General features: G+C 57.3%; 25 protein-coding genes. 10 read left to right on the forward strand and 15 right to left on the reverse strand.

What is annotated here, in order from left to right; all coding sequences use genetic code 11:
• The 6 genes from G1C97_RS03685 to G1C97_RS03710 all read right to left on the reverse strand — a co-directional run.
• The coding region (locus G1C97_RS03685) for a hypothetical protein (protein WP_169240607.1) at positions 1 to 208 on the reverse strand (208 nt) is incomplete at its 3' end.
• Positions 209 to 610: 402 nt separating this feature from the next.
• Positions 611 to 799 (reverse strand): hypothetical protein, encoded by a 189-nt coding sequence (locus G1C97_RS03690; RefSeq protein ID WP_169240608.1) that lies wholly within the window; start codon positions 797 to 799, stop codon positions 611 to 613.
• Positions 800 to 810: 11 nt separating this feature from the next.
• Positions 811 to 1,710, reverse strand: coding sequence for a prohibitin family protein (locus G1C97_RS03695; protein ID WP_169240609.1), 900 nt, complete (start codon positions 1,708 to 1,710; stop codon positions 811 to 813).
• 97 nt (positions 1,711 to 1,807) lie between these two features.
• Complete coding sequence (locus tag G1C97_RS03700; protein WP_169240610.1) at positions 1,808 to 2,218, reverse strand: hypothetical protein; 411 nt, start codon at positions 2,216 to 2,218, stop codon at positions 1,808 to 1,810.
• Positions 2,219 to 2,324: 106 nt separating this feature from the next.
• The gene (locus tag G1C97_RS03705) at positions 2,325 to 2,573 is read right to left on the reverse strand and encodes a DNA-binding protein (protein ID WP_240950997.1); all 249 of its coding nucleotides are present in this window, start codon (positions 2,571 to 2,573) and stop codon (positions 2,325 to 2,327) included.
• The gene (locus G1C97_RS03710) at positions 2,570 to 2,797 is read right to left on the reverse strand and encodes a hypothetical protein (protein WP_169240611.1); all 228 of its coding nucleotides are present in this window, start codon (positions 2,795 to 2,797) and stop codon (positions 2,570 to 2,572) included. The genes G1C97_RS03705 and G1C97_RS03710 overlap by 4 nt, the downstream gene beginning before the upstream one ends.
• Before the next feature lie 121 nt (positions 2,798 to 2,918).
• On the opposite strand from G1C97_RS03710, the gene G1C97_RS03715 reads away from it, so the two are divergent.
• On the forward strand, positions 2,919 to 3,278 hold the full coding sequence (locus G1C97_RS03715) for a hypothetical protein (protein WP_169240612.1): 360 nt from the start codon (positions 2,919 to 2,921) through the stop codon (positions 3,276 to 3,278).
• Between the two features lie 109 nt (positions 3,279 to 3,387).
• Positions 3,388 to 4,650: a 3'-5' exonuclease gene (locus tag G1C97_RS03720; RefSeq protein ID WP_169240613.1), complete on the forward strand. Its 1,263-nt coding sequence runs from the start codon at positions 3,388 to 3,390 to the stop codon at positions 4,648 to 4,650.
• 65 nt (positions 4,651 to 4,715) lie between these two features.
• Here the strand turns inward: G1C97_RS03720 and G1C97_RS03725 are convergent, their stop codons facing one another.
• From G1C97_RS03725 to G1C97_RS03740, 4 genes are all read right to left on the reverse strand, one after another.
• On the reverse strand, positions 4,716 to 5,972 hold the full coding sequence (locus tag G1C97_RS03725; RefSeq protein WP_169240614.1) for a tyrosine-type recombinase/integrase: 1,257 nt from the start codon (positions 5,970 to 5,972) through the stop codon (positions 4,716 to 4,718).
• 389 nt (positions 5,973 to 6,361) lie between these two features.
• A complete protein-coding gene (locus tag G1C97_RS03730; RefSeq protein ID WP_169240615.1) occupies positions 6,362 to 7,636 on the reverse strand; it encodes an MFS transporter in 1,275 nt (424 codons plus the stop codon).
• Between the two features lie 150 nt (positions 7,637 to 7,786).
• On the reverse strand, positions 7,787 to 8,449 hold the full coding sequence (locus tag G1C97_RS03735) for a TetR/AcrR family transcriptional regulator (protein ID WP_169240616.1): 663 nt from the start codon (positions 8,447 to 8,449) through the stop codon (positions 7,787 to 7,789).
• Positions 8,450 to 8,627: 178 nt separating this feature from the next.
• Positions 8,628 to 9,206 carry a TetR/AcrR family transcriptional regulator gene (locus G1C97_RS03740; RefSeq protein ID WP_169240617.1) on the reverse strand — a complete coding sequence of 193 codons (579 nt, stop codon included), beginning with the start codon at positions 9,204 to 9,206 and terminating at the stop codon, positions 8,628 to 8,630.
• A 202-nt stretch (positions 9,207 to 9,408) separates the two neighbouring features.
• On the opposite strand from G1C97_RS03740, the gene G1C97_RS03745 reads away from it, so the two are divergent.
• Complete coding sequence (locus G1C97_RS03745; protein ID WP_169240618.1) at positions 9,409 to 10,137, forward strand: hypothetical protein; 729 nt, start codon at positions 9,409 to 9,411, stop codon at positions 10,135 to 10,137.
• A 54-nt stretch (positions 10,138 to 10,191) separates the two neighbouring features.
• Positions 10,192 to 11,001, forward strand: coding sequence for a hypothetical protein (locus tag G1C97_RS03750; RefSeq protein ID WP_169240619.1), 810 nt, complete (start codon positions 10,192 to 10,194; stop codon positions 10,999 to 11,001).
• Positions 11,002 to 11,054: 53 nt separating this feature from the next.
• On the opposite strand, the gene G1C97_RS03755 is transcribed toward G1C97_RS03750, so the two are convergent.
• Positions 11,055 to 11,315 carry a helix-turn-helix transcriptional regulator gene (locus tag G1C97_RS03755; protein ID WP_169240620.1) on the reverse strand — a complete coding sequence of 87 codons (261 nt, stop codon included), beginning with the start codon at positions 11,313 to 11,315 and terminating at the stop codon, positions 11,055 to 11,057.
• Between the two features lie 15 nt (positions 11,316 to 11,330).
• Here G1C97_RS03755 and G1C97_RS03760 point away from each other — a divergent pair, with 15 nt between their 5' ends.
• Positions 11,331 to 11,945 carry a hypothetical protein gene (locus G1C97_RS03760; protein ID WP_169240621.1) on the forward strand — a complete coding sequence of 205 codons (615 nt, stop codon included), beginning with the start codon at positions 11,331 to 11,333 and terminating at the stop codon, positions 11,943 to 11,945.
• Between the two features lie 28 nt (positions 11,946 to 11,973).
• Here the strand turns inward: G1C97_RS03760 and G1C97_RS03765 are convergent, their stop codons facing one another.
• Positions 11,974 to 12,636, reverse strand: a complete 663-nt coding sequence (locus G1C97_RS03765; RefSeq protein WP_169240622.1) for a DUF3592 domain-containing protein — start codon at positions 12,634 to 12,636, stop codon at positions 11,974 to 11,976.
• Positions 12,637 to 12,787: 151 nt separating this feature from the next.
• Here G1C97_RS03765 and dtd point away from each other — a divergent pair, with 151 nt between their 5' ends.
• The gene (dtd, locus tag G1C97_RS03770; protein ID WP_169240623.1) at positions 12,788 to 13,273 is read left to right on the forward strand and encodes a D-aminoacyl-tRNA deacylase; all 486 of its coding nucleotides are present in this window, start codon (positions 12,788 to 12,790) and stop codon (positions 13,271 to 13,273) included.
• 168 nt (positions 13,274 to 13,441) lie between these two features.
• Here the strand turns inward: dtd and G1C97_RS03775 are convergent, their stop codons facing one another.
• Positions 13,442 to 15,052, reverse strand: coding sequence for a PolC-type DNA polymerase III domain-containing protein (locus G1C97_RS03775; protein WP_169240624.1), 1,611 nt, complete (start codon positions 15,050 to 15,052; stop codon positions 13,442 to 13,444).
• Between the two features lie 319 nt (positions 15,053 to 15,371).
• Between G1C97_RS03775 and G1C97_RS03780 the strand changes: the two genes are divergently transcribed.
• The 3 genes from G1C97_RS03780 (at position 15,372) to G1C97_RS03790 (ending at position 19,905) form a co-directional block, all read left to right on the forward strand.
• The gene (locus G1C97_RS03780; RefSeq protein WP_100495569.1) at positions 15,372 to 16,202 is read left to right on the forward strand and encodes a histidine phosphatase family protein; all 831 of its coding nucleotides are present in this window, start codon (positions 15,372 to 15,374) and stop codon (positions 16,200 to 16,202) included.
• A gap of 155 nt (positions 16,203 to 16,357) precedes the next feature.
• Complete coding sequence (locus tag G1C97_RS03785; RefSeq protein WP_169240625.1) at positions 16,358 to 17,647, forward strand: uracil-xanthine permease family protein; 1,290 nt, start codon at positions 16,358 to 16,360, stop codon at positions 17,645 to 17,647.
• A gap of 254 nt (positions 17,648 to 17,901) precedes the next feature.
• Positions 17,902 to 19,905 carry a DEAD/DEAH box helicase gene (locus tag G1C97_RS03790; RefSeq protein ID WP_417852203.1) on the forward strand — a complete coding sequence of 668 codons (2,004 nt, stop codon included), beginning with the start codon at positions 17,902 to 17,904 and terminating at the stop codon, positions 19,903 to 19,905.
• 142 nt (positions 19,906 to 20,047) lie between these two features.
• Here G1C97_RS03790 and G1C97_RS03795 read toward each other — a convergent pair whose 3' ends face one another.
• The gene (locus G1C97_RS03795) at positions 20,048 to 20,902 is read right to left on the reverse strand and encodes a D-hexose-6-phosphate mutarotase (RefSeq protein ID WP_169240627.1); all 855 of its coding nucleotides are present in this window, start codon (positions 20,900 to 20,902) and stop codon (positions 20,048 to 20,050) included.
• An 88-nt stretch (positions 20,903 to 20,990) separates the two neighbouring features.
• Positions 20,991 to 22,286 (reverse strand): alpha-amylase family protein, encoded by a 1,296-nt coding sequence (locus G1C97_RS03800; RefSeq protein ID WP_169240628.1) that lies wholly within the window; start codon positions 22,284 to 22,286, stop codon positions 20,991 to 20,993.
• 268 nt (positions 22,287 to 22,554) lie between these two features.
• On the opposite strand from G1C97_RS03800, the gene G1C97_RS03805 reads away from it, so the two are divergent.
• A complete protein-coding gene (locus tag G1C97_RS03805) occupies positions 22,555 to 24,954 on the forward strand; it encodes a carbon starvation CstA family protein (RefSeq protein ID WP_169240629.1) in 2,400 nt (799 codons plus the stop codon).
• The last annotated feature ends 14 nt before the right edge of the window (positions 24,955 to 24,968 follow it).

Below are 24,968 nucleotides of genomic sequence, written 5' to 3' on the forward strand. Positions count from 1 at the left end.
CGCGATCGACGACCACGTCGCCGAAGCGGGGGAAGATCAGCGTGCGATCCCATTGCGGGTCGCTGTTGAGCCGGCGGATCGTGTCGATGAGCGAGTCCAAGAGCTGGCCGGCTCCCATGTGCAGCGCCTCGTCGCTCAGGGGCCACTCGAACAGGCTGCATCCCTCTTCCCTGTGGTCGTATTCGTCCGGTGGCGGCTGATGCACCATGTGCGCGTTCCTTTCTGTCGGAGTATGTGGGTTGCGGTCGCGCTGGACTCGGTGGTGCGGCCTCAGGAGTCGGGGCCTGCCGTGTCCATCGCTCCCCGCTCGCACGGGCATTCCGCGTGTCCTGTCAGTGGCGTGCGAGGGGGCGACGTTGACGCGATCGCAGTGGACGGCCGTGGAATCGAACCACGTCCCGGCTGGTTGCCGACGCCACCACTGCGCCGATCTTGGCCGGGGGCGAACCTGCCCGCCCGTACCGCACGCCGCCGGAAAAATGTGGGGAGCCGGCGACGCGCGGGGTTTGAGAGAGGTGGTGTTAACGACTTTTCCTTGTCGCCGCCCGCCATATTGGAAGGGAATGCAATGATGGCGGGCAAGCCTTTTAGATGGTCAGCACGGGGACGTTCACGCCTCATCCCCCGCTTCCTCGGCGATGGCGATGAACAAGGTGGGCACGACGATAAACGCCCACCACGCGGCCAAGCCGTTGCCGAGCGGGTGCATGCACGCCTCATGCGTGAGCAGCCACGCTATGCAGCAGATGAACGAGACGACGGCCGTGAGGCCGATCGTGTACGGATAACGCTTGAACATGACCGCCGCCCTTACTTGGTCTGGACGAGCGTGTCAGCGCCGTCGGGGACGACGACGAGCTGATCCGCGTTGGACAGCGCGTCGATGTAATGCTGTTTGAGCACGTTGTCGGTCAGGCTTTCGTTGAGCACGGCGTTCGCGTCGGCCTCGCCCTGCGCCTTGATCTTCTTGGTCTCGGCCTCGGTCTTGGCGACTTCCTGCTCGTTCAACGCCTTCTGCCTGTCGATCTCGGCCGCCTGCGCCTCGTTGTACTTCTTGACGATCTCGTCGCCGTAACGCACGTCCTGCACGCTGACCTGTTCGACGGTCAGGCCGATCTTCTTCCATTTCGCGGCCAACGCCTCCTGTACGGCCTTCGTGTATTCGCCTCGGTTGGTGAGCATCGTCAGGGTGTCGAACCGGCCGGATTGCTCGCGGGCCACGGAGCGCAGGTCGTTGCTGATGTAGTTCTGCGTGAACGTCTGCTGTTTGCCGTACTCCGAGTACAGGTATTCGGCGGCGCTCGGGTCGAGGCTGTAGTTGACTTGGATGTCGATGTCTGCGGAAGCGCCGCTCTTGTCGTTGACGGTGACCTGCTTGCCGACCGCGCTGCCGCCGTCGTACTTGTAATCGGTGTCCTTGTAGAAGTTGATGAGGTTGTTGCGGGTGTCGTATTTGATGACGCTCTGCCACGGCGTCTTCAAATGGAAGCCCGCGTCTTCGGAATGGCCGGCCAGACTGCCGCCCATGTTGCGGATGACCGCGACCTCGCCCACGTCCACGGAGTACAGGCATGCGGGAATCAGCAGCAGCAAGCCGACAAGGCCCGGAATAAGGCCGATGCCGGCCCCCTTGACGTCATGGGAGCGCGCGACGCCGGTGACGACGGTGCTGAAGAGCAGCAGGACGATGGAGATAATAAACCAGATCATGAGGGTTCCTTTCAGAAGTAAGGCCCTTTCCCCGTCGCCGGTAGGCTTGAGGGTGCCAACCGAAACAATCCGCGCGACAGCGGGGAAAGGAAGAATTTCAGTGCAGACACAACGAGAGGCGCTTAACGAAGCTCTCGATAATCTCCGTTTCGGAACCAGTAGCGCCGCGTGGCTCCGGGATCATGCAGAAAGCGAAGAGGTGAGGAAACTCGCCCGCGCCGTCCATTACATCGGTTTCGGCGCTCAGCAGATCACCCTCGCCCTCACCGACCGAAACAAGACCAAGGACTTGTAGAAGAAACAGGGACACCGCGTCGAGCTGCGCCAGCAACGCACGCTTGTCCAACTTCTCCGAGATTCGCCTGTATTCGGAGTCTCCCAGCGCCTCACGCACGGCGGTCTCCGAACACAGCAGCGTCTTCATGCGCAGCATGCCGGCGTCCTGAAGATTGTGCTGCAACGTCTCCAGAGAGGACAGCAATACGGGTTCACGATCGGACTCGCTCATTTCGTCGCCTCTTCTGGTTGGGGGTTGTCCACCGGCCACGGGTCACGGGTGCGGCCCATGAGGTAGTCGAGCCGTTCTGCGGTGACGGCGATATTGCTGTCCATGGTTATTCCTCCATGCTTCTGATCCAGCGGTCCATCGCGTCTCGCGTGACCATGCGTTTGGTTGATGACAGGCCGTAGCGGGTGACGGCGGGGAACGTGTCGAGGTCTTTGTTGCGGATGGCCAGTAGGACGCCCTTGTAGTCGAGCGAGTACACCTGTGCGGCCTGCGCCGGCGTCCATGCCAAACGTTCGCCCAACGGCACGCGGCTCATGTCCTTCAGGGCGTCCGCACTCATGGTTTCGACGCTCATTGCAACACCGCCTTCTGCGAGCGCGGCACCATTGGCACACCGTCGGTCAGACGAAAGCCGGAGACGATCTTGATGATTTCCAGCGCTGATGGAGTCCTGCCATTGACTAACTCTCGATAACGTTCATCGGTTAGGCCACACGCTGCAATAAATGCCGTATGGCTGAGATTGCGGTCTTCTTCTAATGAGGCAAGAAACTTTGGGGAAATCATCAGCCCATCCATGTCTCACTCCTTAATCGCTGTGTTCAACTTTCTAGACAGACTGTACCACAGATGAAACAGTTGTCAAACCGTGTTTGATACGGTATGTTTAATAAATGAGACAAGTAGTTAGGAGGTAAACATGAGCGCATTCACAAAATGGATTGAAGAGATCACCGGCGGCAATATGAGCAACCGCGAAATTGCCAAGAAAGTCGGCATGACCTCCGCGACGTTCCATCGCAAATGGACAGAAGATGCTTTCATCTCCGACGACGCCATCGCCATCGCGAGGGCCTTCGATCGCTCGCCAATCGAAGCTCTCGTCGTTCTCGGATCGCTGACAGAGGAAGAAGCCCAAAAAGCGGAACGCGGATACTCCCTATCCGAATACACAACTTTGGAACTGAGTCAGGAATTACTTCGGAGAATTCAAGAGAGCGCCAAAGTTCCCGATTATTTAGACAAACCGGCCGATGAGGCCGCCAAAGACATTCTCTAGCCGAGCAGCACCCCGCGCTTTCTAATGTTGGCAAGCGCGGGGTGTTGTTATTGTTTGTGTTGTTGAGGTCGCGCGGTGTGGCTCGGCTTGTTGTTTGAGGAGGTTGGCTATGGCGAAGGCTGCGTATAAGCGTGGGCGGGATAAGCTGCATGGGACGGTCGTGTTCAATGTCGGCGTCAATGCGGTGGTGGTGCCCGATGATCCTTCCGGCAGTCGGCGTTTTGGCGTGTGTAGCGTGGAGAGCGTTCCTCAGCCCAAGGGGCGTAAGCCGCATTTTGTTTTGCGTGACAGCAAGGGTGGGGTCGTGTTCGAGGTCGGGGCGCAGGCCCGTGCCGCGTATGCGGCCTTGCAACCGTTGGAGGGTTGTAAGGTGCGGTCGTTCTCGTGGGAGTGGAAGGCGTCGGATATCGGCGCGGGTGCTTATCTCAGTTGCAGGCTCGTCGAGGGCAAACGGAAGATTGCGGCGGAGGAGCCGATCGAACGAATCATTTTGGATACCGAGACCACGGGTTTGCAGCCGCAGTATGACGAGATTCTGCAACTGTCCATCATCGACGGGTACGGCAATGCGCTGCTCAACAACCTGTACCGGCCGAAGTATCACGATTCATGGCCGGAGGCGCAGCGTATCCACGGAATCAGCCCCACGCAGGTGGCCGGCAAACCATCCATAGAGGATGATCTGCAAACGGTTCAGGACATTTTCGACCGGGCGCAGCAGGTATGTGTGTACAACGCCGACTTCGATCTTGCGTTTCTCGGAGAGTTGGGCTTGCGGCTGGACAGAAGCAAGGTCGTGGACACCATGCGCGAGTACGGACGCCGGTACCATTCCACGCCCTACTACAAGCTGGAGAAGGCTGCGGCGGAATGCGGATACCGGTATCACGCGCACGACGCTCTGGAGGACTGCCGTGCGACGCTGGCGGTGCAGTCGAAACTTGACGGCAGGCCCTCGCCGTGGCGCACCGCCCAGACATTCCTTCATTCCTCCCATACCGTCATGACCAAGGAAGATCGCGATCGTATGGAATCCGTCGTCAAGGCGGCGCGCGCATACGACGCCGCGCGGTCAGATGAAACGCCGGCGAGCGCCGACGCAAAAAAGTCGCCGGAAGCCGGCCAGTCGGTTAAGCCGATGCCGAAGACGTTCGAGACATCTGCCGGCAAGCCGGTTTCACGGCTCTATTATTGGTCGTTCGTGGTGCTGGTGTGCATATTGGGCGTATTGTCCGCAGTGATGGCGCTTGTCTGCATCGTTGCCCCGTACATGCTCATCATGGCGGTTCCGGCCGTCCTGTTCACCATTTGGGGAGTCAAAGAGTGCGGGCGCATGAAGAAGCGCATACGCACGAAGCATCGCAGACATTAGCGTCGTTCTCGTCTTGTCATCGAAAGGCCCCGGCCGCTCGTCCTGAGCGCCGGGGCTTTTTGCGTTTACGCGGCTTCGTCGATGACTTGGACATCGATGACATCCGTGTCGTCGTGCAGGTCGGGTATGGCTTGGCCGAGGAGTTTGGCGAGGCTTGCCGTATCCCTGTGGGTGTAGTGGTTGGTCATGCTGATGCTGGTGTGGCCCATGATGGCGGTGCGTGCGTCGTCGGGCATGTTGGCGCGGGCTGTCATGCTAGCCGTCCAGTGGCGGGCGCTGTGGATGGTGACTGATGGCAGTTCTGCGGCCTTCAACGCCTTGTTCCAGTTGTAGCGTTCCGTCGAGCTGCGCACGGGGTTGCCGCGCGAGTTAGTGAAGATGAGGTCGCGCGGTTTGATACCGAGGCGGTCGATGCGGGTGTGCAGTCGTTCCCACAGACTTTCGCTGATAGGCACGAACCTGTGGGCGGTTCTGGTTTTGGGTGTGGTGAGCCACAGGATGCCGTACAGGTGCTCGGCTTTGAGCCATCCGGGTATCTCCACTTCGCCGGGCTTGCCGTATTCCTGTATCTGCTGGCATACGTTGATGCCGGGCACGCCGTCGCGCCGCTCCAGCTCGTAGGGCATGAGCGCGTACCGTTCGCCCTCGCGCATGCCGGCCGCGAACGCAAGCTCGAACAAGAGCATCCACGATTCGTCCACGTCCCCGGCGGGCTGTGAGCCTCGACGTTTCGCACCGCGCTTGGGTACGGCCTCGATCAGCTTCTTCGGCTGATCGGGCGACAGTATCCGCGTTTCGGCGGGTTCCACGCGCGGCGGCTTGACCCTGCGGCACGGGTCGATGGGGATGAGCTCTTCAAGCTCGGCTTGGTCGAGCATCATCTTCAGACTCACGAAATGGCCCTTGAGCGTGGAGGGAGCGAGCCTCTTGGACAGCACACGCATGCACTTGCGGATATGATCGGCGGTCAGATCGGTCAGACGCACGCAACCGACAACCTCCATGCACGCCTTGATGCGCCCTGCGGTTGACCGGTAGGTGGTCGGCTTCACGTTCTGCCGGTATTCCTCCAGCCATCGCTCGGCGTAGTCCTTCAGATACGGTGACTTCGCGCCGGGCAATAGTCCGGTGCGTTCCATCTCCGCGATCTTTGCGTCGAAGCGTTCACGGGCGTCGGCCTTGGTGCGCCCCTTGGCCGAAATGTAGCGGCGTTTGCCCGTGGCGGGGTCGCGGCCGATCTCGCGACGGAATTCCCACCTTCCGTCCGCGCGCTGGATGATGCTGCCCGCGCCCTTTGTGCGCCGCCTTCCGGTCGTTGCCATATGTTCCTCCCTTTGTCGGGAGCGCCTTCGAGCATCCGCCGCCAGCACCCCTCAAAAAGGGCACTCTATGGGCACACTACCCCGGCCACAAACGGCCAGATACGGGGCATGATCGGCCATTTTCCAAGAATCGAAAAACGGCGGTTTCCGCACGCTCCGAGACATCGGAAACGTTGGAAAACCGCCGTTTTAAGCCGTTTTCTATGGTCGGCTACTTGCCTTTCGACACATTGAACTTGAACTCGGCCAAGTCACCCTCCTTGCGGAGGGCGAGGATTGAAATGTCATAGTATTTGAAAACCTCATGCAAAGCGTCGCGTTCAAGCTTTCATCAATAGGCTAAGAAGTGATTGCCGGGTAGTGTCATGGCCTTGGATGGGGAGCATGTCCTAGAACCTCCGCGCTACGTGTGCGACCAATGGCAACATGGCAACGGCCAGCACGAAAGTCATCGCTAGGACCGCTCCCGCCGGGTAGACGCTGTACGCCCAGCCGTATGTGATCTGTCCGAGAGGCTGGGCGCACATGCTTGCGGAGAGCGCGAGCGACATCACCTTGCCGGTCATGTCCTCGGGACAGCCCATCTGGATCGCCGGTACGGCGATAAGGTTCGCGAGGGTGATGGCGGCCATGGTTCCGCAGGTGCTCGCCGTGAGCACCGCAAGGCGCACTCCATCGCCGGCGGGAAGCGCCATGACGAGCGCCTGCGGCAGGATGGTGAGCGAGAAGGTGGCGATCGCGATCGGGAATCGCCTCATGGCAAGCGACTTTGCGGCCTGTCCTCCGACGAGCGCGCCGAGCAGACCCGACGCTCCCACGAGACCGTATGCAAAACCGTATGCCGTGGAGTCGAACCCCAGCACGGTCCGCACCATGTAAGGAAAGCCGACTTCCGCATAGCCCGTCACCAGAAAGTTGAGTGCGGCGCAGATCAACACCAGATGCAGTACATGGGGACGCTCGCGAGTGAGGAGGCGTCCAGCCGCGCGCAGATCGTCAAGGGCCGAGGTGCGCCCATCGTCATCGTGTTCGGGGGTGCCGAGCCGGATGAAGCACTCCACGACGGCGGCCGTGCCGAATCCCGCGATGGTGATGCCCATCATTGGCATGGCACCCACCGCTGCGTAGAGCACGCCGCCGAGCACGGCCGGCACGAGCGTGCTCGTCTGGTTCACCACGTTCACCACGGCCATCGCGCGACGCATCACATCCTCACCGTGGGATCGGAACATCTGAGGCAACGCCGCCTGTACCGTGGGCGTCTCCATGGCGTCGAGTACGGCGAGCACCACTTGCATCACGGCGATTGCCGCCAGATTGAATCCGACCGCTGAGAAGATTGCGACGCAGATAAGCACCGTTATGGCGGAGAGAGCGTCGAGCGCAACCATAACGGTCCGGCGATTCATACGGTCCGCCACCACGCCACCAAGAGGCGAGAGCAGAATCGTGGGCATGATGCTCGCAGTGAGGATGGATGCGAACGCCGCCGCCGAGCCGGTCTCGTCAAGCACCCACATGGACATGGCGAACCGCAACATGAGATTGGCGAAAAGCGATATGCCGAGACCTGCGACGAGCAGATAGAAGTCGCGTACGTGCAAGGGGTTAGTGGATCGGCTTTGCTGTTGTGCTTGGGGTTTGCTTTCGGATGTGTTTGTCATTGTGGATTCCTTCCCGGTAATTTTCAGTAGCATTAAAAACCGACCGTCGGTCTGTATTGATGAAAAAAATTTCTGCAACGGAAGATGCAGCAACGTCCCATCAACTAGGCACAGTGATTTGGTAGGTATTGCACTTGAGTGCAATACCTTTTATACCGACTTCGCGACTTCCTCTGGCATCAAAGCGGTAAGGCCCTTGACGGCCTGTGAGATAAGGGCTTCGTCGAATGCCGGTACTCCAATGGCGTTCAGCATCGTGGTGAGGCAACGGATACGGTGTTCCAGCTCATCGCGGTCTGCGGGGTAGAAGCAGGGCATGAGCCAGTAGTTGCCGAGGAGCGCGAGTAATTGCGCTGCCTCCTTAGGGTACGTTGTCGGAATGGAACCGTCCTGCACTCCCATTTCAATGATTGAAAGGAAGTATTCCGGAAGTTTCGTTGACCAGAATCGCATGTTCGCGGTGAAGAACGCAGGATCCTTGAGAAGCTCCAGCTGAGAACGGACGAGATCCAGATGGTCGGGGGCGTCCACGGCGGAGACAAGGAGCGTGCGCAACTTCTCAAGTGCGTTCATGTCTTTGCGGCCGATGAGCTCGTCAAGAAGATGTGAAGCAACGGCCCACTCGTCGTCATTTAGCTGGTCGAGAATCGCCTCCTTTGATTTGAAGTGATGGTAGAGGCCGCCCTTGGAAAGATTCAGGTCGTTCAGAATGTCTTGGATGGATGTCTTTTCGTAGCCTTTTTCGGCGAAGAGGCGGCGGGCGGAATCGAGGATTCTTCGCTCGGTTTCTTCGGGGTGCATATTGCGTGCCATGAAGTTTTCCTTTCGATTTCTTCCTCTAACCATACAGACCGTCGGTCGGTCCGTCAAGTGGTCAAATGGACTACCATGCGCTGTGTTTGAATATCCGCAACAAGGCAGGGTGAAAAAGACCGATAGGCGTCGAGCTTATATTCGATGTGTCTGAGGCCAAATAAATGCGGATTCGGAATTATTGTTCGGATGCATTGGCGTAGTCGAGCGTTTGCATGAATTCGTTGACTACTTTTTCCAATCGTGGCTTGACATCAATGCTCTTATTGTGCTTGAGCCGGTAATACAGTAATTCGTAAAATCCACCCATGCTGACCACGACCTCCTCGAACGCCCCGTCCCGGGGCTCCTGCCCGATGTAGGTGAACGCCCACCGCGCGTTGAAGGCGAGCACCTGTTCGGTGAGCTCGCGGCTTTTGAGTATGTCCAGCAGGAATTGACGCCATCCTTTGTCCTCTATCAGGATGGAGAAGAAATGAGTGCCGATGGACACGAGCTTTGCGGCGTCCGCTGATGGATTGTCGGTGCCGTGATTCGGCAGACCGAGTTGCTTGATGGTCTCGCCAAGGAGACGGGTCATGGAATCGACGGCGAGCAGCTCCTTCTTGGGCCAATGGTATTGCACCAATGCGCGGGTGATGCCGCAACGTTCGGCAAGAAGTGTGTAACTGGCATGCGTATAGCCGACCTCATGGAACAGTGAGAATGCGGTATCCGCGATGCCTGATCGCATCTCCTCGTTTCTTGGCCTTACCATGCCCGCTCTCCCTTCGCTAACTGAATGTGGTGGCCGATCCTGTTTCTGCTCTCGTTCCTCCGGGATATGCCCGACCATACGCTCTGACGATCCAGCTTATCGTTCGACTCGCTTCGCGTCAAAACTTGACGCGTATAGTCAACAGTGATGCGGCCTGCGAAATGCATGTCGGCGACACAATCGAGGAAGGGACGGGAGTCTGATGTACACCATCGATCAGGTCATGCAGGTCATCTACGCGAATCCGATGTTCGCGGTGACCGCGGCATTCATCACCTATGGATTCGGATTCGTGCAATACGGGGCAAGCATGTCCATGCAGGTCAGGAACCAGCGTTGTCCGTTCTATTTCTGGATGCATTGCTGGTATTTCGGCCACGACATCACGTTCTCGCTGCTGTTCCACCAGTGGTTCGTGGAGATCGGTTATTGGCTGTTCGAGGTGCTATGCGTTGGCTGTATGTGCTTCGTGCTCATCGAGATCTTCTCGCTTTACCAGTCCGTGAGGAACGAGCGGCAGGAGATCTGGGGCGGGTATTACGCCGGTCGTGTCATTTCGGAACGCTCGGCATGGATGCGAGGCGTCGCCGGGTATGCAATTGGTGCGTTGCTGTTCTGCTGCATCCGTCTGATCATCGGTGATGTGATGTGTCTAATCCTCATGGCCTCCACCAATGCGATTCTTGCGCTCATGGTGCACTTCCGCTCCGAAGAATTCGGCGTGCGTGAGCCCGGAACCATATTGCTGGCATGGGCGACACTGTTCGGTACGGTCTTCACTTTCGCGCCTAAGGGCATCGGCTTCTTCACCACGCTGATTACGCCGTTGGATACGCCGGCTTACTACGCCATCGGTGTCCTATGTGTCGCATGTTCCGTTCGCGCGGTGTGGCTCGCGCATACGTTGCCGACCGTACGCCCGCGCCCGTAGAGAGGCGGACTCGGCAGAATAACAATTCCAGAAACAACCAACAAGGAGGCTGTCATGCTTGATTTTCTCAACCACTGGTTCGCCAGTTATCCGGATACATATACCATTGACCAGTTCGTCTATTCCTTCAGCACATCCAATCCCAGATTTGCGTTGACTGTCGCGGTCGCGGCAGTCACCTTCGCTATCGGATTCTTGGAATACATCTGGAGCTTCCGACTGGTCCGGGCCGAACGAAGCGCGCCCTACCCGCTGTACATGCATGCCTATTATTTCGCCATCGATTTTATGGGGGTTATCGTCTTCGCTTTGGCGGCGGTCAGAACCGACGGATTCTGGCTGTTCGTCGCTGCCTCGATCGCTGAAGTGGTGTGGGTGTGCTTTGAGGTGTACAACCTCGTCAAATGCGTCACCGTAGAACGTGAAGATATCTTCGGGCACCTCTATCCGGATGGTGTGCCGGTCAAAGCCGCGGTGGGACGTATCGTCGGAGCCGTTCTCATCACTTGGACATGTGTGAACCTGTTCCGCGTCTTCCTGGATGATCCATGCATGTTCAAGTGGTACATCTTCACCAACATTGTCATGGCCATCGGTCCTGGACTCTACTGGGAAAAGCGAGGCACCCGCATTGGCGCCAGCTGGACCCTCGCCTGGATCATCCTCCTCGGTACCGTGAATTCGTTCCTTCCTACCAACATGTGGGCTCTGGCCTCTCCGTACTTTACGTTTGCCAACAATCCGTGGTTCTATCTGGCCGGAATCGTCGCCATCGGTTTCGCCGTCCGCAATCTGCTGGTACTCAGGCGGCTTCCCGCCAAACCGGCCATCTGCGAGGCGACGGGACGTAAGACGATTCTCTGATCATTCGGTCGCTGGTGACCATTGCGGATCGCATTGCCGTCGTGCACTGACCATCATGCGTCGAAACTGATGGTCAGTGTCCGACCCATGCCGTGGGCCAGTGCCTCCAACGTTTTGAACGACGGATTGATATGCGCCTGCTCAATGCGCTGAATGGTGATGCGTGAGACGCCGGTGGCATCGGCCAACTGCTGCTGTGTCATGCCGCATTCCTTACGCGCTTTGAGCAGCGCCGCGCCTACTTCGGGGTAAATCCGCTCCTTGCCGGTTTTGTTCGTCTGCGAATCCTTGTCTGGTGTCGTTGTATTCGTCATGGCAACAATCCTCGCTTGTCGAATGTCAATAGCGTCGTTACAGCAATTGCCGCATTGGCGATTCACGGCAATGAGCAATGGGACCGAGTGAATCCTCTCGCTATAGCGCATGTCTTTGCTTCTACCAAGATAGCGCATATTCGTAGGATGCCTATCCGCGTGAGAAGGGGAGTAACGACAGACAAACGTATGAGGACAGATGAGCGCGCGGAACGATTGCATGACCGATTGTGCGGGGAATGCGATGATGGTTCACGAACAGCCTGGTTTCTCAGCGGGATAGGGAAGAATGAAGCGACGATCGACACCGCAAGGGGAGGAAATATGACGGATATCGACCTGACCAACATCGATGTGACGAATCTGGATTTATCGGCATTGGATCGAGTGGCTGTATGGTATGGGAACCTGCCGGATGCCGCGCAAAAGGCGTTGAGCATCGTCATTGGTGCTGTTGTGGCATATGTCGTCTTTAAAATTGTAGCCAAAATCATCAAGGGGATCGTCATATCCGCCATTGCCGCGATACTGGCGTTCCTGTTGGCCACTGTGCCGGGCAATATGATTCTGTCCAACGCTTACGACCGCGTGGAACAGCAAGTCACCGCCAGCCTCTCGCAAGCGCAGTGAATAACCTCTGCTCTCGATTTTTCCTTATTCAATACGGCAATTGAGATGGTTCTTTGCCGCTGAGCATGGAAGATGTGTCCGCATGCTTCTGTGAAGGGCGAGGCGAAACATTCGGCTTGAAGGGTTCCTTTGTGCCGTGGACGCCAGAGGTTCCATTGCTGCTGGGATTATTGGCTTTCCGGATCAACAGAGCTATAGGCAGTACAGCTGTGAAGCCGGTGCACATAACCAACAGAATGGCGCATAATGCGAGAGCGGTATTATCGCCTTTGACCACGTAACGGCTTGGATTTTCCGGATCATACAATATCGCAACAGCCTGCCCGACCTTATATCGTGGCGGAGACGTCGCTATCGAAAACTTTTGCTCGTACGTCTGTCCGTTGGCGCTGTAGCGGAACACGGGCGTCCACGTATCCGAGGAATCCTCATCGGACTCGTCGGCGGGGTTGAACACCAGCTGCGTTACAATCCCATCAGTCAATTCCGTGCAATCCGCACGAAGCCGCACCTCATCGACCAGAGATATGATATTGACCACCAGCATGATCGCGCCAATTACGCTGAAGAATCCGCAGATTACAGCCCATGACCATTCGTTGTTGGAGCCGCGAGCACTGTTGCGGGCATAAGTATCATGATGACCGGGGGTATTGGTTGATGCGATGGTGCCATGTTTATCCGATGCCATGATTCCTGCTCTCTATGAGCGCCTGTGATGAACCGCAAACAAGGCGACGATGACGTTGTGAAAACCATTCAATGCAAGCGTATCAGTCACGTCCGCCGCGCTCGCCGGAAGCCGGATATGTTCTGATTCACGAAGGTGGCATAATCGGGCTATGCGTATTGTGATTCAGCGGGTAAGCCACGCCAGCGTGGACGTCGTCAACGAGCTGGGAACCCTTGACCCTACATTCGAGCCGCAGCAGATCGGGCCTGGCTACATGATTCTGGTCGGTGTCTCAGATGAAGACGGAGACGCCGAAGTGGCATGGTTGGCCCACAAGGTATTGAATCTGCGTGTCTTCGAGGATGAGCAGGGCAAGATGAATCGTTCGATTCAAGATATCGGCGGTGAGATTCTCTCGATTTCACAGTTTACGTTGTACGCCGATGTGCATAAAGGCAATCGCCCTAGCTTTATCAAAGCCGGAAAACCCGAGCACGCGGATATCACGTGGATCAAGTTCAATGAAGCCCTCAGATCTGGGGGAGTGCCGGTTCGAGAAGGTCGCTTCGGCGCTCATATGCGAGTGGGCTTGGTCAACGATGGCCCAGTGACCATCATCGTTGATACTGAAACCGATATGCCGCATAAAAGCTAAGTTGGCTGATAGGTTTCAGACTCTGATGTGCTCTTTGTGACAACGTTCGTTGTGTACGGAAGTCGGGGTTGGAATATGTGATGCTGGACTGTAAGCTTGGCCAAACGGCCTTGAGTGTGTCCAGCATCACATATTCCAGCCCCAACGGTTAATGTCAGCGCAGGTTTTCTAGTCGTATATCGGCGTGCGGCGCTCATGACGCACGAAATGACGCTTCTTGGTGATGCGCTTGCCTCCCACGCCAGCCTTGCCATCAGGTCCCCAAGGGCCTCGTGCCTCAGCTTTGAGTTGCGTCAGATGATGCTTCATCGCCAGCAGCATGATGTGCGTATCTTCAAGGCCCAAGTGGCGTTCGGCATCGTCCTCGCGCAGCGCGCCCTGTCGTTTGGCGTAGGCGTCGAGAGTATTGTCGCCATCCGGATGGCCTTCGCATGGAATCGAGCCTTCATCCCACAGGCGGCTCATCGGCAGGGTGTCAATAATGGTCACGTGACCATTGCGATATGCTTCCGCATACCCGGCAACGTTGAGCATGAAGAAGCTGTGCTCGAACGTAGCCATATGCGCCACGAATGGTTGTGAGGTCAAACGATTCAGCAGATCGGCCTGAGCCTGAGCATCCTCGTCGAACAGCGGATATTCGTCGCCGACTCGCTGGCTCACATCAATGCCGGTCAGCTGGATGATGAATGGATTGCCGTGACGCGCCGCTTCCGGAGTTACGCCGAACGAGAAACGATGCTGATCGTAAGCGTCGCCATCCTGATAGTAATCCTTGTCGTAGTGGTATCCGGCAGACGCATCGGTGGGACGCGGCGACTTCATATTCATGTATTCGAAACCGACATCGATGATATAGGTACGGTAGGGTTCGGTACCGTTGGTCTCCAAGTCGATGCCCATGACCTTGTCTACGTCGCGGCCGGGCAGAAACACCGCGCGCCAGTATTCTTTGGCTTCCGCACTCTGTCGTGATGCCACATGTTGAGCGGCGGCGTGGCGGAATCGTGCGAAACTCGGCTCCGAAACTGCGGTTTCGTCCACGGCAACCTGCTCGGTGCCGGGCACTGCGGGATTGTCGTCATTGATTACCGGTTGGCCTTCAACCAGATAATCCGGGCTGCCGGCGTCCGAACTGGAGTCGGCCGGCGCGGATTCGTCGGGGCCCGCCTCCACGGATCCGTATTTCACTTCGTCGGCGTCAAACAAAGCCATCTGACGATGGTGGCGCGCGGCATCACGAGCCGCACGGTCGGTTTTACGTTGTTCGGCGCGGGCGTTGACGATTTCCGCGGTGTGATCCTGAATGTCATCAACGACGACACCATCCTTGACGGCGGTCAGCACCGGTACGGTCACGCGTTGGCGATCCTCGTCGGTGATGGTCCATAGTCCTTCTGCCACGCCGCGATCGCGAAGCAGCACGATCTGATCATTTAAACGTCGATTGGCGTACGCCAGTGCGCGCGGCAACTCATAGGTCTTGATATGCCGGTCAAAGTCACGCATGAACACCATGCTCATCTTCGCAATGATCGCTTCCAAGCGGTCGCGAATCGCAAGATCCGCCTTCAGCAGATCATGTACGCTTGAGTCGGCTCCCGGCTCCAGATCTTCCGGCTTCGCTACGCCGATGCCATGTTCCAGATCGAGCGAACGCACCCAATCCCAATCAATATCGTTGTTATCTGCATCCTTCAACATGATGTACGACCACTGGCTGATGCTTTCCTTGGCGGAAGTGAGCCACGAACGGTCGATATTTGAATTATTCCCCATACTTCCCCATCGTAGTGCGTTTCGGTTTCATTCCAGACCGAGAGCCCGGAACGATTGCCGAGCCGAGGCTGAACTGCCGGTGAATTCTTTGCTTCGGCTGAGGGCTGAACCATGTGAAGCCCGCGCGTTTCGGATATGGTGGAGGGCATCGAGTCCGGGCGTTTCCATGCTTGGCCTGGCCCGCAGATGGTAGTCGGCCATGTATGGAGCGAGGTTCGCATGTGGAAGAGTGAAAGCCATGTGAAACCGGCTTCGCGGCGTCGAACCTCGGAATTGCCGCAACGGTAACAAAGAGGTAGCAAAGAAATGAGGAATTGACATGAGCATGCCGCTTGATTTGTATGTGATTCGGCATGGGGAGTCTGAGGCGAACGTCATCGTTCAGGCGGGTGAGCAGGGTGATGAGTCTCTGTATACGCAGGACAATGTGACTGTCCCTGATCGATCCTGGAGACTTACCGCCACCGGTCGCAAGCAAGCCGATTGCATCGGCCGTTGGATTGTGAATCAGCAGCAACTCTTTGATCGATACATGGTTTCGCCATACGTGCGTGCGCGAGAGACGGCCGCCACTATGGCCCTTCCCAAGGCCAAGTGGGAAGAAAATCGTGTGATTCGAGAACGTTCATGGGGGGAGATCAACACCATAACCAAAGCTGAGTTCAAGAACAACTACGCCCGCAATTGGATGTTCAAAAACACGGATCCGCTTTACTGGCGTCCACCGGCGGGTGAGTCGCTTGCGGACGTGGCCGAGGACCGTGTGCATAATGTCCTGACATCGTTGAGCCGCAAGTCGGACGCCGAATCAGTCGTGATGGTCACGCATGGCGACTTCATGCTCGCGCTGATGCTGACCATCGAGGATCTTTCGGATGAGGAGTTCCTGCATCGCGCCGATTCGGATGATTGGAAGATCACCAACTGCACCTGTCTGCACTACACGCGTCGTGATCCCGAAACCGGCCGCACTTCCAAACGTGTGCGCTGGGAGCAGACCGCCCGTCCCGTGCTGGATGAGGAGACCGGGCGATGGGAGGTCAAGGTGGAGCCGTGGCGCGAGTTCAAGCGACCGTATCTGTCCAATGGCGATTTGGTGGATGTGGTGCGCACTGTGGATCCGCATTTGTTGGAGTATTACGGCAAGTAGCTCGTCAATTGGCCGGCATCCGATGAGCATTGGGTGGCATGGGCGGCAGAGGCGCGAAACGTGCGGAGTCGGTGAACAGGATACAATGACACACGATGCGCGGGCGACGGTTGTATAGAGGTCTTCCGCGAGAGAGAACCAAAAGGAGTTCAGTTATGAAGAACCTGTTCACATGGTCCTTGCATGGCGACGGCAAGAAGCTGCAGCCGGGTGAGGTGGTTGAGCCTGACGAGCGTCTGACTTGGGTGCGCACCGCCGGCATTGGTGCCCAGCACGTGATCGCCATGTTCGGTGCCACTTTCCTGGTGCCGATTCTCACGGGCTTCGATCCGTCCACCACGCTGTTCTTTACGGCCATGTCCACTGCGCTGTTCCTGCTGATCAACAGGAACGTGTTGCCGAGCTACCTCGGCTCATCCTTCGGATTCATTGCCCCGATTACCGCCGTGACCACGGCGAACAAGGGCATTGCGGTTGCCAGCTTCGGCATTATGATCACCGGTATCCTGCTGGCTTTGGTCGGTGTGCTGGTACATTACGCTGGTGCCAAGTGGATTGACATCATCATGCCGCCGGTTGTCAACGGTGCCATCGTGGCCATAATCGGCTTCAATCTGGCACCTTCCGTATGGACCAACTTCCAGGCCGCGCCCGATACCGCCGTCGTGACTTTGCTGGCTGTGTTGCTGGTAGCTGTGCTGTTCAAGGGATTGATCGGCCGATTGAACATCCTGATTGGCGTACTTATCGGCTACGTCTATGCCTGCATCCGCGGTCAGGTCGACTTCTCCGCCATCGCCGACGCCGGATGGATCGGCTTCCCGAAGTTCCATCTGCCGCAGGCTGATTTCTCCATTCTGCCCATGTTCATTCCTGTGGTGCTTGTGCTTGTGGCCGAGAACGTGGGCCACGTCAAGTCCGTGGCACAGATGACCGGCCGCGACTACGACAACCAGATCGGCACCGCATTGATGGCTGACGGCTTGGGTACTACGCTCGCCGGTTTCGGCGGAGGCTCCGGCACCACCACCTATGGTGAGAACATCGGCGTGATGGCCGCCACCAAGGTGTACTCGACCGCCGCCTACTGGTGCGCCGCCGCGTTCGCGCTCATCCTGAGCCTGTGCCCGAAGTTCGGTGCTGTGATCAACACGATTCCCGCCGGCGTGCTCGGTGGCGTGACCACGCTGCTGTATGGCATGATCGGCATGATCGGCATTCGTATCTGGGTTGAGAACAAGGTCAACTTCGATAAGCCGCTCAACATCATGGTCGCTGCCATTACGATGATCATCGCCATCGGACAGTTCGCGTTCACCGTCAACGGCATTTCGTTCAATGGCATCGCCATCGGCACGATCGTGATTCTGATCGCCTACCATGGTCTCAAGGCCATCGGCAAGGCCACCGGCACCATCGAAAAGAACGATCCGGATATTCTGTAGCGGATATAGCGAATATAGCGAATATCACGTCACGATAGGCCATCGTTCACGCGATGCCGACAAAACCTAATCCCACGGTGTGGTTCCAGCGACCTGCGCCGTGGGATTATCTGTTTGGCAAGGGGGAGCCGTAATCGCATCATGCGACGGGAAATCATAGACGAGTGGCACAAAGTAGGGGGCTTGGGCTAGGCTCATGTGGTTTACATTTCTTACGCGATACCGTGCGTACTTATACCATGAGAAAGGCCGCTGTGCCCTATAACGATTTAGATGACGCTGTTGATGCTGTGACGACCGCCATGACGAACAAAGAGGAAGCGGGCGACGCGCAGGACCGCCCGGTAACTTTTGGCGAACTTGGGGTGCCCGGCCCGTTGGTCCGCTCGCTTGCCCAAGATGGGAAAAAGACCGCATTCCCGATTCAGGCCGATACCTTGCCGGATTCCCTTGCCGGCCGTGACGTGCTCGGCCGTGGCCGTACCGGTTCCGGCAAAACGTTGGCTTTCTCCATCCCGCTCGTAGCCCGTTTGGGCTCGTATGATTCCCTTGGCGAGGTAGCGATGGCTGAGTTCCGTCGCGAAATGAAACGCCGCCGTCAGGAGCGTCTTGAGGAACGTCGCGCCGACGATTTCCTACCTCATCCGCGTGGACTGGTACTTGCTCCGACACGAGAGTTGGCCAACCAGATCAATGACGTGGTGCAGCCGCTTGCCCGCACGTACGGGATGACCACCACCACCGTTTACGGCGGTGTGAAATACGCTCGTCAGATCCGCGATCTGAAGGCCGGAGCGGACATCGTGGTGGCCTGTCCCGGTCGTTTGGAGGATCTGCTGCATCAGCAGGCGCTGACACTTGCGTCCGTCGAAGTGGTGGTGATCGATGAAGCCGATGAGATGGCGGATATGGGATTCCTGCCGCCCGTGAAGCGACTGCTGGAGCAGATTCGCCCCGACGCCCAGCATATGCTGTTCTCCGCCACGCTTGATCATGGGGTTGATGAGGTGGTCAACACCTTCTTGCATGATCCCAAGGTGCATAGTGTGGATCCGGCCAACAGCGAGCCGGATCTGATGACGCACCATGTATTCGAGACCACCCGTGCCGACAAGCACGAGCTGGTGCGTACGCTCGCGTCCGGTAAAGGGCGGCGTATTCTGTTCACCCGTACTAAGTTCCAGGCGAAAAAGCTGGCCAAAAACCTTACTCAGAGCGGCATCCCCGCAGCTGAGTTGCACGGAAATCTGAACCAGAACCAGCGAGACCGTAATATGGCGGCTTTCGACAGTGGCGATGTGAACGTTATGGTGGCTACTGATGTGGCTGCCCGTGGCATTGATGTCGGTGGCGTCGAACTGGTGGTCCAAGTCGAGCCGCCGGACGATCCGAAGTCCTTTGTCCATCGTTCCGGCCGTACCGCGCGTGCGGGCAAGGCCGGCGACGTGGTCACGCTGGTATTGCCCGAGCAGCGTCGTGAGACTCGACGTCTGCTCAATCAGGCAGGCATTAAAACCAAGCCTGTTGCGGTGACCCATGATTCGCCTGAAGTGCTGGAACTGGTGGGTGAGCGTGCCGAAAAAGTTGAGGGCTGGAGTCTGGAGCAGTCTCAGCCTGTGGGCGGTCGCCGCAATGGAGGACAAGCGAAGCGTGGCTCCTTCGGAACGCTCAGCCAAGAGGAGCGCGAAGAGCGCGAAAGAAGACTGGAACAGGAGAAGAACGCGCGCAAGAAAGAACGCCGTCGCCGTCGCGCGGCGGAGCGCGCCGCGCGGTCCGCGCAGGCAGATGCGAATGCCGAATCCAATAGCATGCACGACAATGCATCAGAGCGTGCGCGAAGCACAGGTGAGCGCCGTGCCCAGACACGTCAGGAACGCAAGGGGAAGAACGCCGTCGCCGAGTCGCGAGGCCGAAACCGTGCTGAACGCCGTGCCGGTCTGAGCAATCCACAAGCAGAACGTCGTGATTACCTGTTCGAACATCCCGAAGAACGTCGTGGCGGCAATCCCAGCAAGCGCGATGAACGTCGACGCAAGAACAATCGACAGGACTCTCGCACTGCAGGTACTGCAAGCGGAGACAAACGTATTCATCGCAAGAATGAGAACCGCATTATCAGCGATGAGCGGGGCGAAGCCGCCAAGCGCCACGACAGGCGCATGATGGCCAAATACGGCAATACGGAAGGTCCTCATCGCCGCCATTCCAAAATTAAGCGTGTACCGTTCAGGTCCGCAGGCAAACGCAGCGGACGCTAAACAAGCTGTTCGCCGTTGACATGGCAGTCCATGAACGGCAAACATGGCTTAGATGGCGGTGTGGCCTTCTCTTTAAATGAGAGAAAGCCACACCGCCATCTGATCTCTAGAAGGATCCGAAAGGATTCCCGTGAGAGAACACCTACTTCACGCTCAGTGTTTGAGCGAGTGTGTGGGATTCGCCCGGAGCGAGATTGATCAGCCGCTCGCGGTTCGCTACTGCCTCCACGCATACGAAATCCCGCCACTCGCCTTCATCAAGGTCGCCGATCGCGTTACCGGCGATCTCGCCGGGATTCCATACCACGGTGCCGGTGGCGCCCGCTGACGAGATTGCGATGGTGCGGCCCAGTGCCGGATCGATCAGTTCCAGCGGGTTGTCGGTCAGATAAATGCGATCCACCAGATCTCCTGCGAACGTGGCATCGCCTTCCTGTCGTGCCACAGGGAAGTCCGGCAGCGTGGCATCCAGGAAATGAGAGCCGTCCAGCCCATGCACTCGTGCCTGCAGTGCGTTTCCCACATGTAAATAGGTATGCAACGCCGCTTCATAAGCGAATCCGGCATCTCCGGTATTGGTCACTGTCAAAGCAACGGTCAATGTCTCGCCGGCAGCGATATTCACTTCGGCGTGGAATTGTGGATGCGCATTGCCGTAGAACTGTTCCAGTGTTTGTTCGTCAATGGCTTGCGAATCCAAGACGTACCGTAGCGAGGTGTCGGTGGAATCGGCCGCTTGCCATAGTGAAATACGAGCGAACCCATGCTTCGGGGTGCGCTTGAACCCTGAGATATCGTATCCGGAATTGAACCAGGGAAAGATAATCGGTATGCCGCCGCGAATCGCTTTGTCGGATTTGAGGAAGATCGATTTCGGTTGCCATACCACGTCGGGCGAGCCGGCGGGAGCCCAGCGCAGTACATGCGCGCCGTGGTCGCTGACGGTGGCTTCGCCGGTGGAGTCTCCTATACGGCGAATGACGAATGGTCCGTTCATGTGATACCTCCCGAATGGATTGAAATGACATTTGTTGCGTATTATGCGTCCGCCGTGTAGCGCGGGGACGAGCTGCTTGCGTATCTGGCTACTTGCGGTACAGTACGGTTCCGAACTCATCGCGTATGACAAACGACGGTGTGCCGGTAATATCCAGTTCCACAGTGATGGACTCGACTCCTGTAACGCTGTGAGAACGGTAGACGAACCGCTTGTTCTTCAGCTCCAGCATTTCGGTGCGTGCATCCAACAGCCACGGATGACGACGACGCAATGCGATCAGAGCCTGATGCAGCCGATACACCGGTTCGCCCAGACGAGACAGCTCATTGGGGAAAAGCGGGAATTTCGGCCGGATATCGTCGTCGCCGCCAAAACGCTCCTCTTTGACACCCACGTACCCTTGTTCATCACCATAATAAATCGACGGAACGCCGCCAACCGTCATCAAAACCGCTAAAGCCAGCGCAGTCTTGTCCGCGCCGATTTGAGAGACGATTCGGGTCACATCGTGATTGCCGATGAACGTTTGCGGTATGAACGAATCGAGAAACACATTATGTCTCTTGAGATTCCAATCCAATTCAAAGAAATTATCGGTTTCCAACGAATGCTGAATCGATTTCCACAATTCGTACTGCGTCACCGAATCCATAGTGGACTCCTTGACGATGTGCGGATAATCGCCGTGAATCACTTCGCCGAAAATCCATGAATACGGGTGTGCCTCTTTGACTTGAGGCAGCACCTTCGCCCAAAATGATGCCGGCACGTCGTAGGCCGCATCGAGACGCCATCCTGTGGCACCTCGATCAAGCCAGTGATTCATCACGTGTGTTACATAGTTGACGGTTTGAGGAGCCTCATGGTCAAGATCCACCAAGTCATCATGGCCTTCGAAAACCTCCAGCGTAGGTTTGCCGTCCGCGCCGATAGCTGCGCGCACCAATCCTTGCCAGGGGACATCTTGGGGTATGAGCCTGTTCGTGACCGCATCGAACGCAGCAGTGACTGCAGGATGTGAACGACTGACATGATTGAACACGCCGTCGAGAATCAGTGAGAATCCCATGTCCCGGCATGCTTCGGCGAGCCGGTCAAATGCGTGATCGCCGCCGAGCCGGATGTCTACATGCATATGATCAAGCGTGTCGTATCCGTGCGTGGCCGATTCGAATATAGGTCCCAGCAACAGTCCGGAAGCACCAAGATCGCGTGCATATCCCAGCCAGTTGATTATGGAATCCAGTCCGCGTCCATGGAACTCGCGGGGCCCTGAAGGGCGGATATCGGCTCCGCAGAAACTCAGAGGATAGATATGCCAGAACACACCGTAGCGAACCCAGTCGGGCAAAGCGTGTTCCGTTGCCTCATTGACGACCATCGCAACACCTCCTGTTGACAGTGTGTTTATTTTCTCACAGAATGCGTGGAATTGCGCGGACCTCAATGTCGAAGGTGTTCCCATAGCGTTTGACTAGTGTGGCTTTGATCACATGCTGGGACGGAATATAACCTTGATTTATACCGACATTACGCTTCCAGACAATGCCATAAGCAGATAAGGGAGCCGTCACCGATGGACGGCAGAAGAGAACGCCCCTTTCTCGTATAGCGACGGGGCAAATTACAAAGAAGTATGAGGGGTCAGTATGACCGACGCAACAGTCCAGGTTCCGGCACCTGGCAAGTTGGAATTCAATAATGATTACACGCCGGCGGAAGCCGTACGTGTGATTCGAAATTCGAAGGGCCTACCTGTAGGCGTACGCCCGAAGATGGTATGGACTTGGAAGAAAGCCTTGCTGTGGGCCGTTATCGCCATCGTATGCGCCTGTGGATGGACCTTGCTGGCCGTTTCCCGCGGCGAACGGATTTCCGCCATCTGGTTCTTGGTGGTGGCGTTGAGCTCGTACGCCATCGCCTACCGCTTCTATGCGTACTACATTCAGATCAAGATCATGCGCACCGATGACGCGAACGCCACTCCGGCCGAACGCGTACATGACGGCGCGAACTTCGAGCGCACGGACCGTCGTGTGCTGTTCGGGCAGCATTTCGCCGGCATCTCCGGTGCCGGTCCGTTGGTCGGCCCTATTCTGGCCGCCCAGATGGGGTATCTTCCCTCTACATTGTGGATCATTCTGGGAGTGATCTTCGCCGGCGCCGTACAGGACATGCTTGTCCTGTGGATTTCTGCCAAGCGCCGTGGCCGTTCACTCGGCCAGATGGCCACGGACGAAATGGGCAAGTTCGGCGGCATGATTCTTTCCATATTCCTTGTGGTCATGACGGCCATTGCCATGGCTTTCCTGGCGCTTGTGGCCATCAAGGCCATGGCCGCTTCGCCTTGGGCGGTGTTCTCCATCGGCATGACCATTCCGATCGCGCTCGCCATGGGATGCTACCAGCGTTTCCTGCGTCCCGGACGTGTGATCGAAACCACGTTGCTTGGCTTCGTGCTGCTTGTGCTTGACATTGTCGCCGGTGGTTGGATCGCATCCGTTCCTGCTGTGGCCGCCGTCTTCACCCTTGACGCCAAAGAGCTGGTCATAGCTCTGGTGATCTATTCATTCGCTGCCGCTGCATTGCCACATTGGCTGCTGGTCACCCCACGCGACTATCTGTCCACGCTGATGAAGATCGGCACACTCGTGTTGCTTGTGGTCGGCATCATCATCGCCAATCCGTCTGTCAAGGTGCCTGGCCTGACCGAACTGGCTTCCCAGTCCACCGGTCCCACCTTCTCTGGCAGCCTGTTCCCGTTCCTATTCATCACCATCGCATGTGGCGCCCTTTCCGGTTTCCACGGTGCAGTGAGTTCCGGACTGACTCCGAAAGCCGTGGAAAAGGAGAACCAAATTCGCATGATCGGCTACGGTTCGATGCTTGTTGAATCGTTCACCGCCGTCATCGCCCTGATTGCAGCAATTACCATCTCCCAAGGCGTCTACTTCTCCACCAATATGTCCGCCGCCCAGATCACCGCCGTCTCCGGTGTAAGCGTAACCGCCACCTCGACTCCGGCCGAGCAGGCCGAAGCAGCGGTCAAAGCGGTCTCTTCGATGAAGGTCAGCGACATCGAGGGCAACCAGATGCAGGTCACTTGGGACTCCGTGGACGAGAATGGTGCCGCCAAGACCTATGAGGGTGCCGAAGCTTTGGAGAAGGCCGCTTCCGACATCGGCGAGAAAACCATCGTCTCCCGTACCGGCGGTGCCACCACGTTCGCCATGGGCATGGCCAACTTCCTGAAATCCTACTTGGGAGGTCATGATTCGATGGCATTCTGGTATCACTTTGCCATCATGTTCGAAGCCCTGTTCATCCTTACTACCGTTGATAACGGCACCCGCGTGGCCCGTTATCAGATCGGTGAGATGCTGGGCAATGTGCGCAAACTCAAGAAGTTCGCCGATCCGACATGGAAGCCGGGCAACATCATCACCACGCTGATCGCCACCGCACTATGGGGCGGACTGCTATGGATGGGCGTTTCCGACGCCAACGGCGGTATCAACGCCATGGTCCCGATCTTCGGCATTTCGAATCAGCTGCTTGCCGCCGCATGTTTCGTTATCGTCACCGTATGCGTGGCTAAGCTCGGATACAAAAAGTATCTGTGGATTCCGGTTGTGCCTCTGGCGTGGGACATAGCAGTGACCTTCACCGCCGATTTCCAGAAGATTTTCGGACCACTGAGCTACTTTGCCACTGCATCCAAATATCAGGCTCAGATCGCTTCCGGTGAACTGAGCGGCGAAGCATTGGCCAATGCCCAGGCGGCTTTGTCGAACGCCTACCTTGATGGTGTGCTCTCCGTGTTCTTCCTGGTCATGATGAGCATCTTCGTGGTGGTCGGCATTGTAACGGTCGTTCGGACCTTTGCCTCCGGCAAGTTTGGTCCTGAAACCACGTCTGAAGAGCCGTTCGTTGAATCGCAATGGTTCGCGCCCTCCAGTTTGATGGCAACCTCGCTGGAGAAGAAGGTGCAGCGCGAATACAGCGTCAAGTTGCATGAGCTCACTCAAAACGAGCGAGCCGCGGCATGAGAACGAGCGGGATG

This window comes from Bifidobacterium olomucense (assembly GCF_012932375.1).
Taxonomy (GTDB): Bacteria; Actinomycetota; Actinomycetes; order Actinomycetales; family Bifidobacteriaceae; genus Bifidobacterium; species Bifidobacterium olomucense.

Excerpts from the sequence above, each read along its gene's own strand:
- G1C97_RS03690 (WP_169240608.1), bottom strand. The coding sequence starts at position 799 with ATGTTCAAGCGTTATCCGTACACGATCGGCCTCACGGCCGTCGTCTCG.
- G1C97_RS03695 (WP_169240609.1), bottom strand. The coding sequence starts at position 1,710 with ATGATCTGGTTTATTATCTCCATCGTCCTGCTGCTCTTCAGCACCGTC.
- G1C97_RS03700 (WP_169240610.1), bottom strand. The coding sequence starts at position 2,218 with ATGAGCGAGTCCGATCGTGAACCCGTATTGCTGTCCTCTCTGGAGACG.
- G1C97_RS03705 (WP_240950997.1), bottom strand. The coding sequence starts at position 2,573 with ATGAGCGTCGAAACCATGAGTGCGGACGCCCTGAAGGACATGAGCCGC.
- G1C97_RS03710 (WP_169240611.1), bottom strand. The coding sequence starts at position 2,797 with ATGGATGGGCTGATGATTTCCCCAAAGTTTCTTGCCTCATTAGAAGAA.
- G1C97_RS03715 (WP_169240612.1), top strand. The coding sequence starts at position 2,919 with ATGAGCGCATTCACAAAATGGATTGAAGAGATCACCGGCGGCAATATG.
- G1C97_RS03720 (WP_169240613.1), top strand. The coding sequence starts at position 3,388 with ATGGCGAAGGCTGCGTATAAGCGTGGGCGGGATAAGCTGCATGGGACG.
- G1C97_RS03725 (WP_169240614.1), bottom strand. The coding sequence starts at position 5,972 with ATGGCAACGACCGGAAGGCGGCGCACAAAGGGCGCGGGCAGCATCATC.
- G1C97_RS03730 (WP_169240615.1), bottom strand. The coding sequence starts at position 7,636 with ATGACAAACACATCCGAAAGCAAACCCCAAGCACAACAGCAAAGCCGA.
- G1C97_RS03735 (WP_169240616.1), bottom strand. The coding sequence starts at position 8,449 with ATGGCACGCAATATGCACCCCGAAGAAACCGAGCGAAGAATCCTCGAT.
- G1C97_RS03740 (WP_169240617.1), bottom strand. The coding sequence starts at position 9,206 with ATGGTAAGGCCAAGAAACGAGGAGATGCGATCAGGCATCGCGGATACC.
- G1C97_RS03745 (WP_169240618.1), top strand. The coding sequence starts at position 9,409 with ATGTACACCATCGATCAGGTCATGCAGGTCATCTACGCGAATCCGATG.
- G1C97_RS03750 (WP_169240619.1), top strand. The coding sequence starts at position 10,192 with ATGCTTGATTTTCTCAACCACTGGTTCGCCAGTTATCCGGATACATAT.
- G1C97_RS03755 (WP_169240620.1), bottom strand. The coding sequence starts at position 11,315 with ATGACGAATACAACGACACCAGACAAGGATTCGCAGACGAACAAAACC.
- G1C97_RS03765 (WP_169240622.1), bottom strand. The coding sequence starts at position 12,636 with ATGGCATCGGATAAACATGGCACCATCGCATCAACCAATACCCCCGGT.
- dtd (WP_169240623.1), top strand. The coding sequence starts at position 12,788 with ATGCGTATTGTGATTCAGCGGGTAAGCCACGCCAGCGTGGACGTCGTC.
- G1C97_RS03775 (WP_169240624.1), bottom strand. The coding sequence starts at position 15,052 with ATGGGGAATAATTCAAATATCGACCGTTCGTGGCTCACTTCCGCCAAG.
- G1C97_RS03780 (WP_100495569.1), top strand. The coding sequence starts at position 15,372 with ATGAGCATGCCGCTTGATTTGTATGTGATTCGGCATGGGGAGTCTGAG.
- G1C97_RS03785 (WP_169240625.1), top strand. The coding sequence starts at position 16,358 with ATGAAGAACCTGTTCACATGGTCCTTGCATGGCGACGGCAAGAAGCTG.
- G1C97_RS03795 (WP_169240627.1), bottom strand. The coding sequence starts at position 20,902 with ATGAACGGACCATTCGTCATTCGCCGTATAGGAGACTCCACCGGCGAA.
- G1C97_RS03800 (WP_169240628.1), bottom strand. The coding sequence starts at position 22,286 with ATGGTCGTCAATGAGGCAACGGAACACGCTTTGCCCGACTGGGTTCGC.
- G1C97_RS03805 (WP_169240629.1), top strand. The coding sequence starts at position 22,555 with ATGACCGACGCAACAGTCCAGGTTCCGGCACCTGGCAAGTTGGAATTC.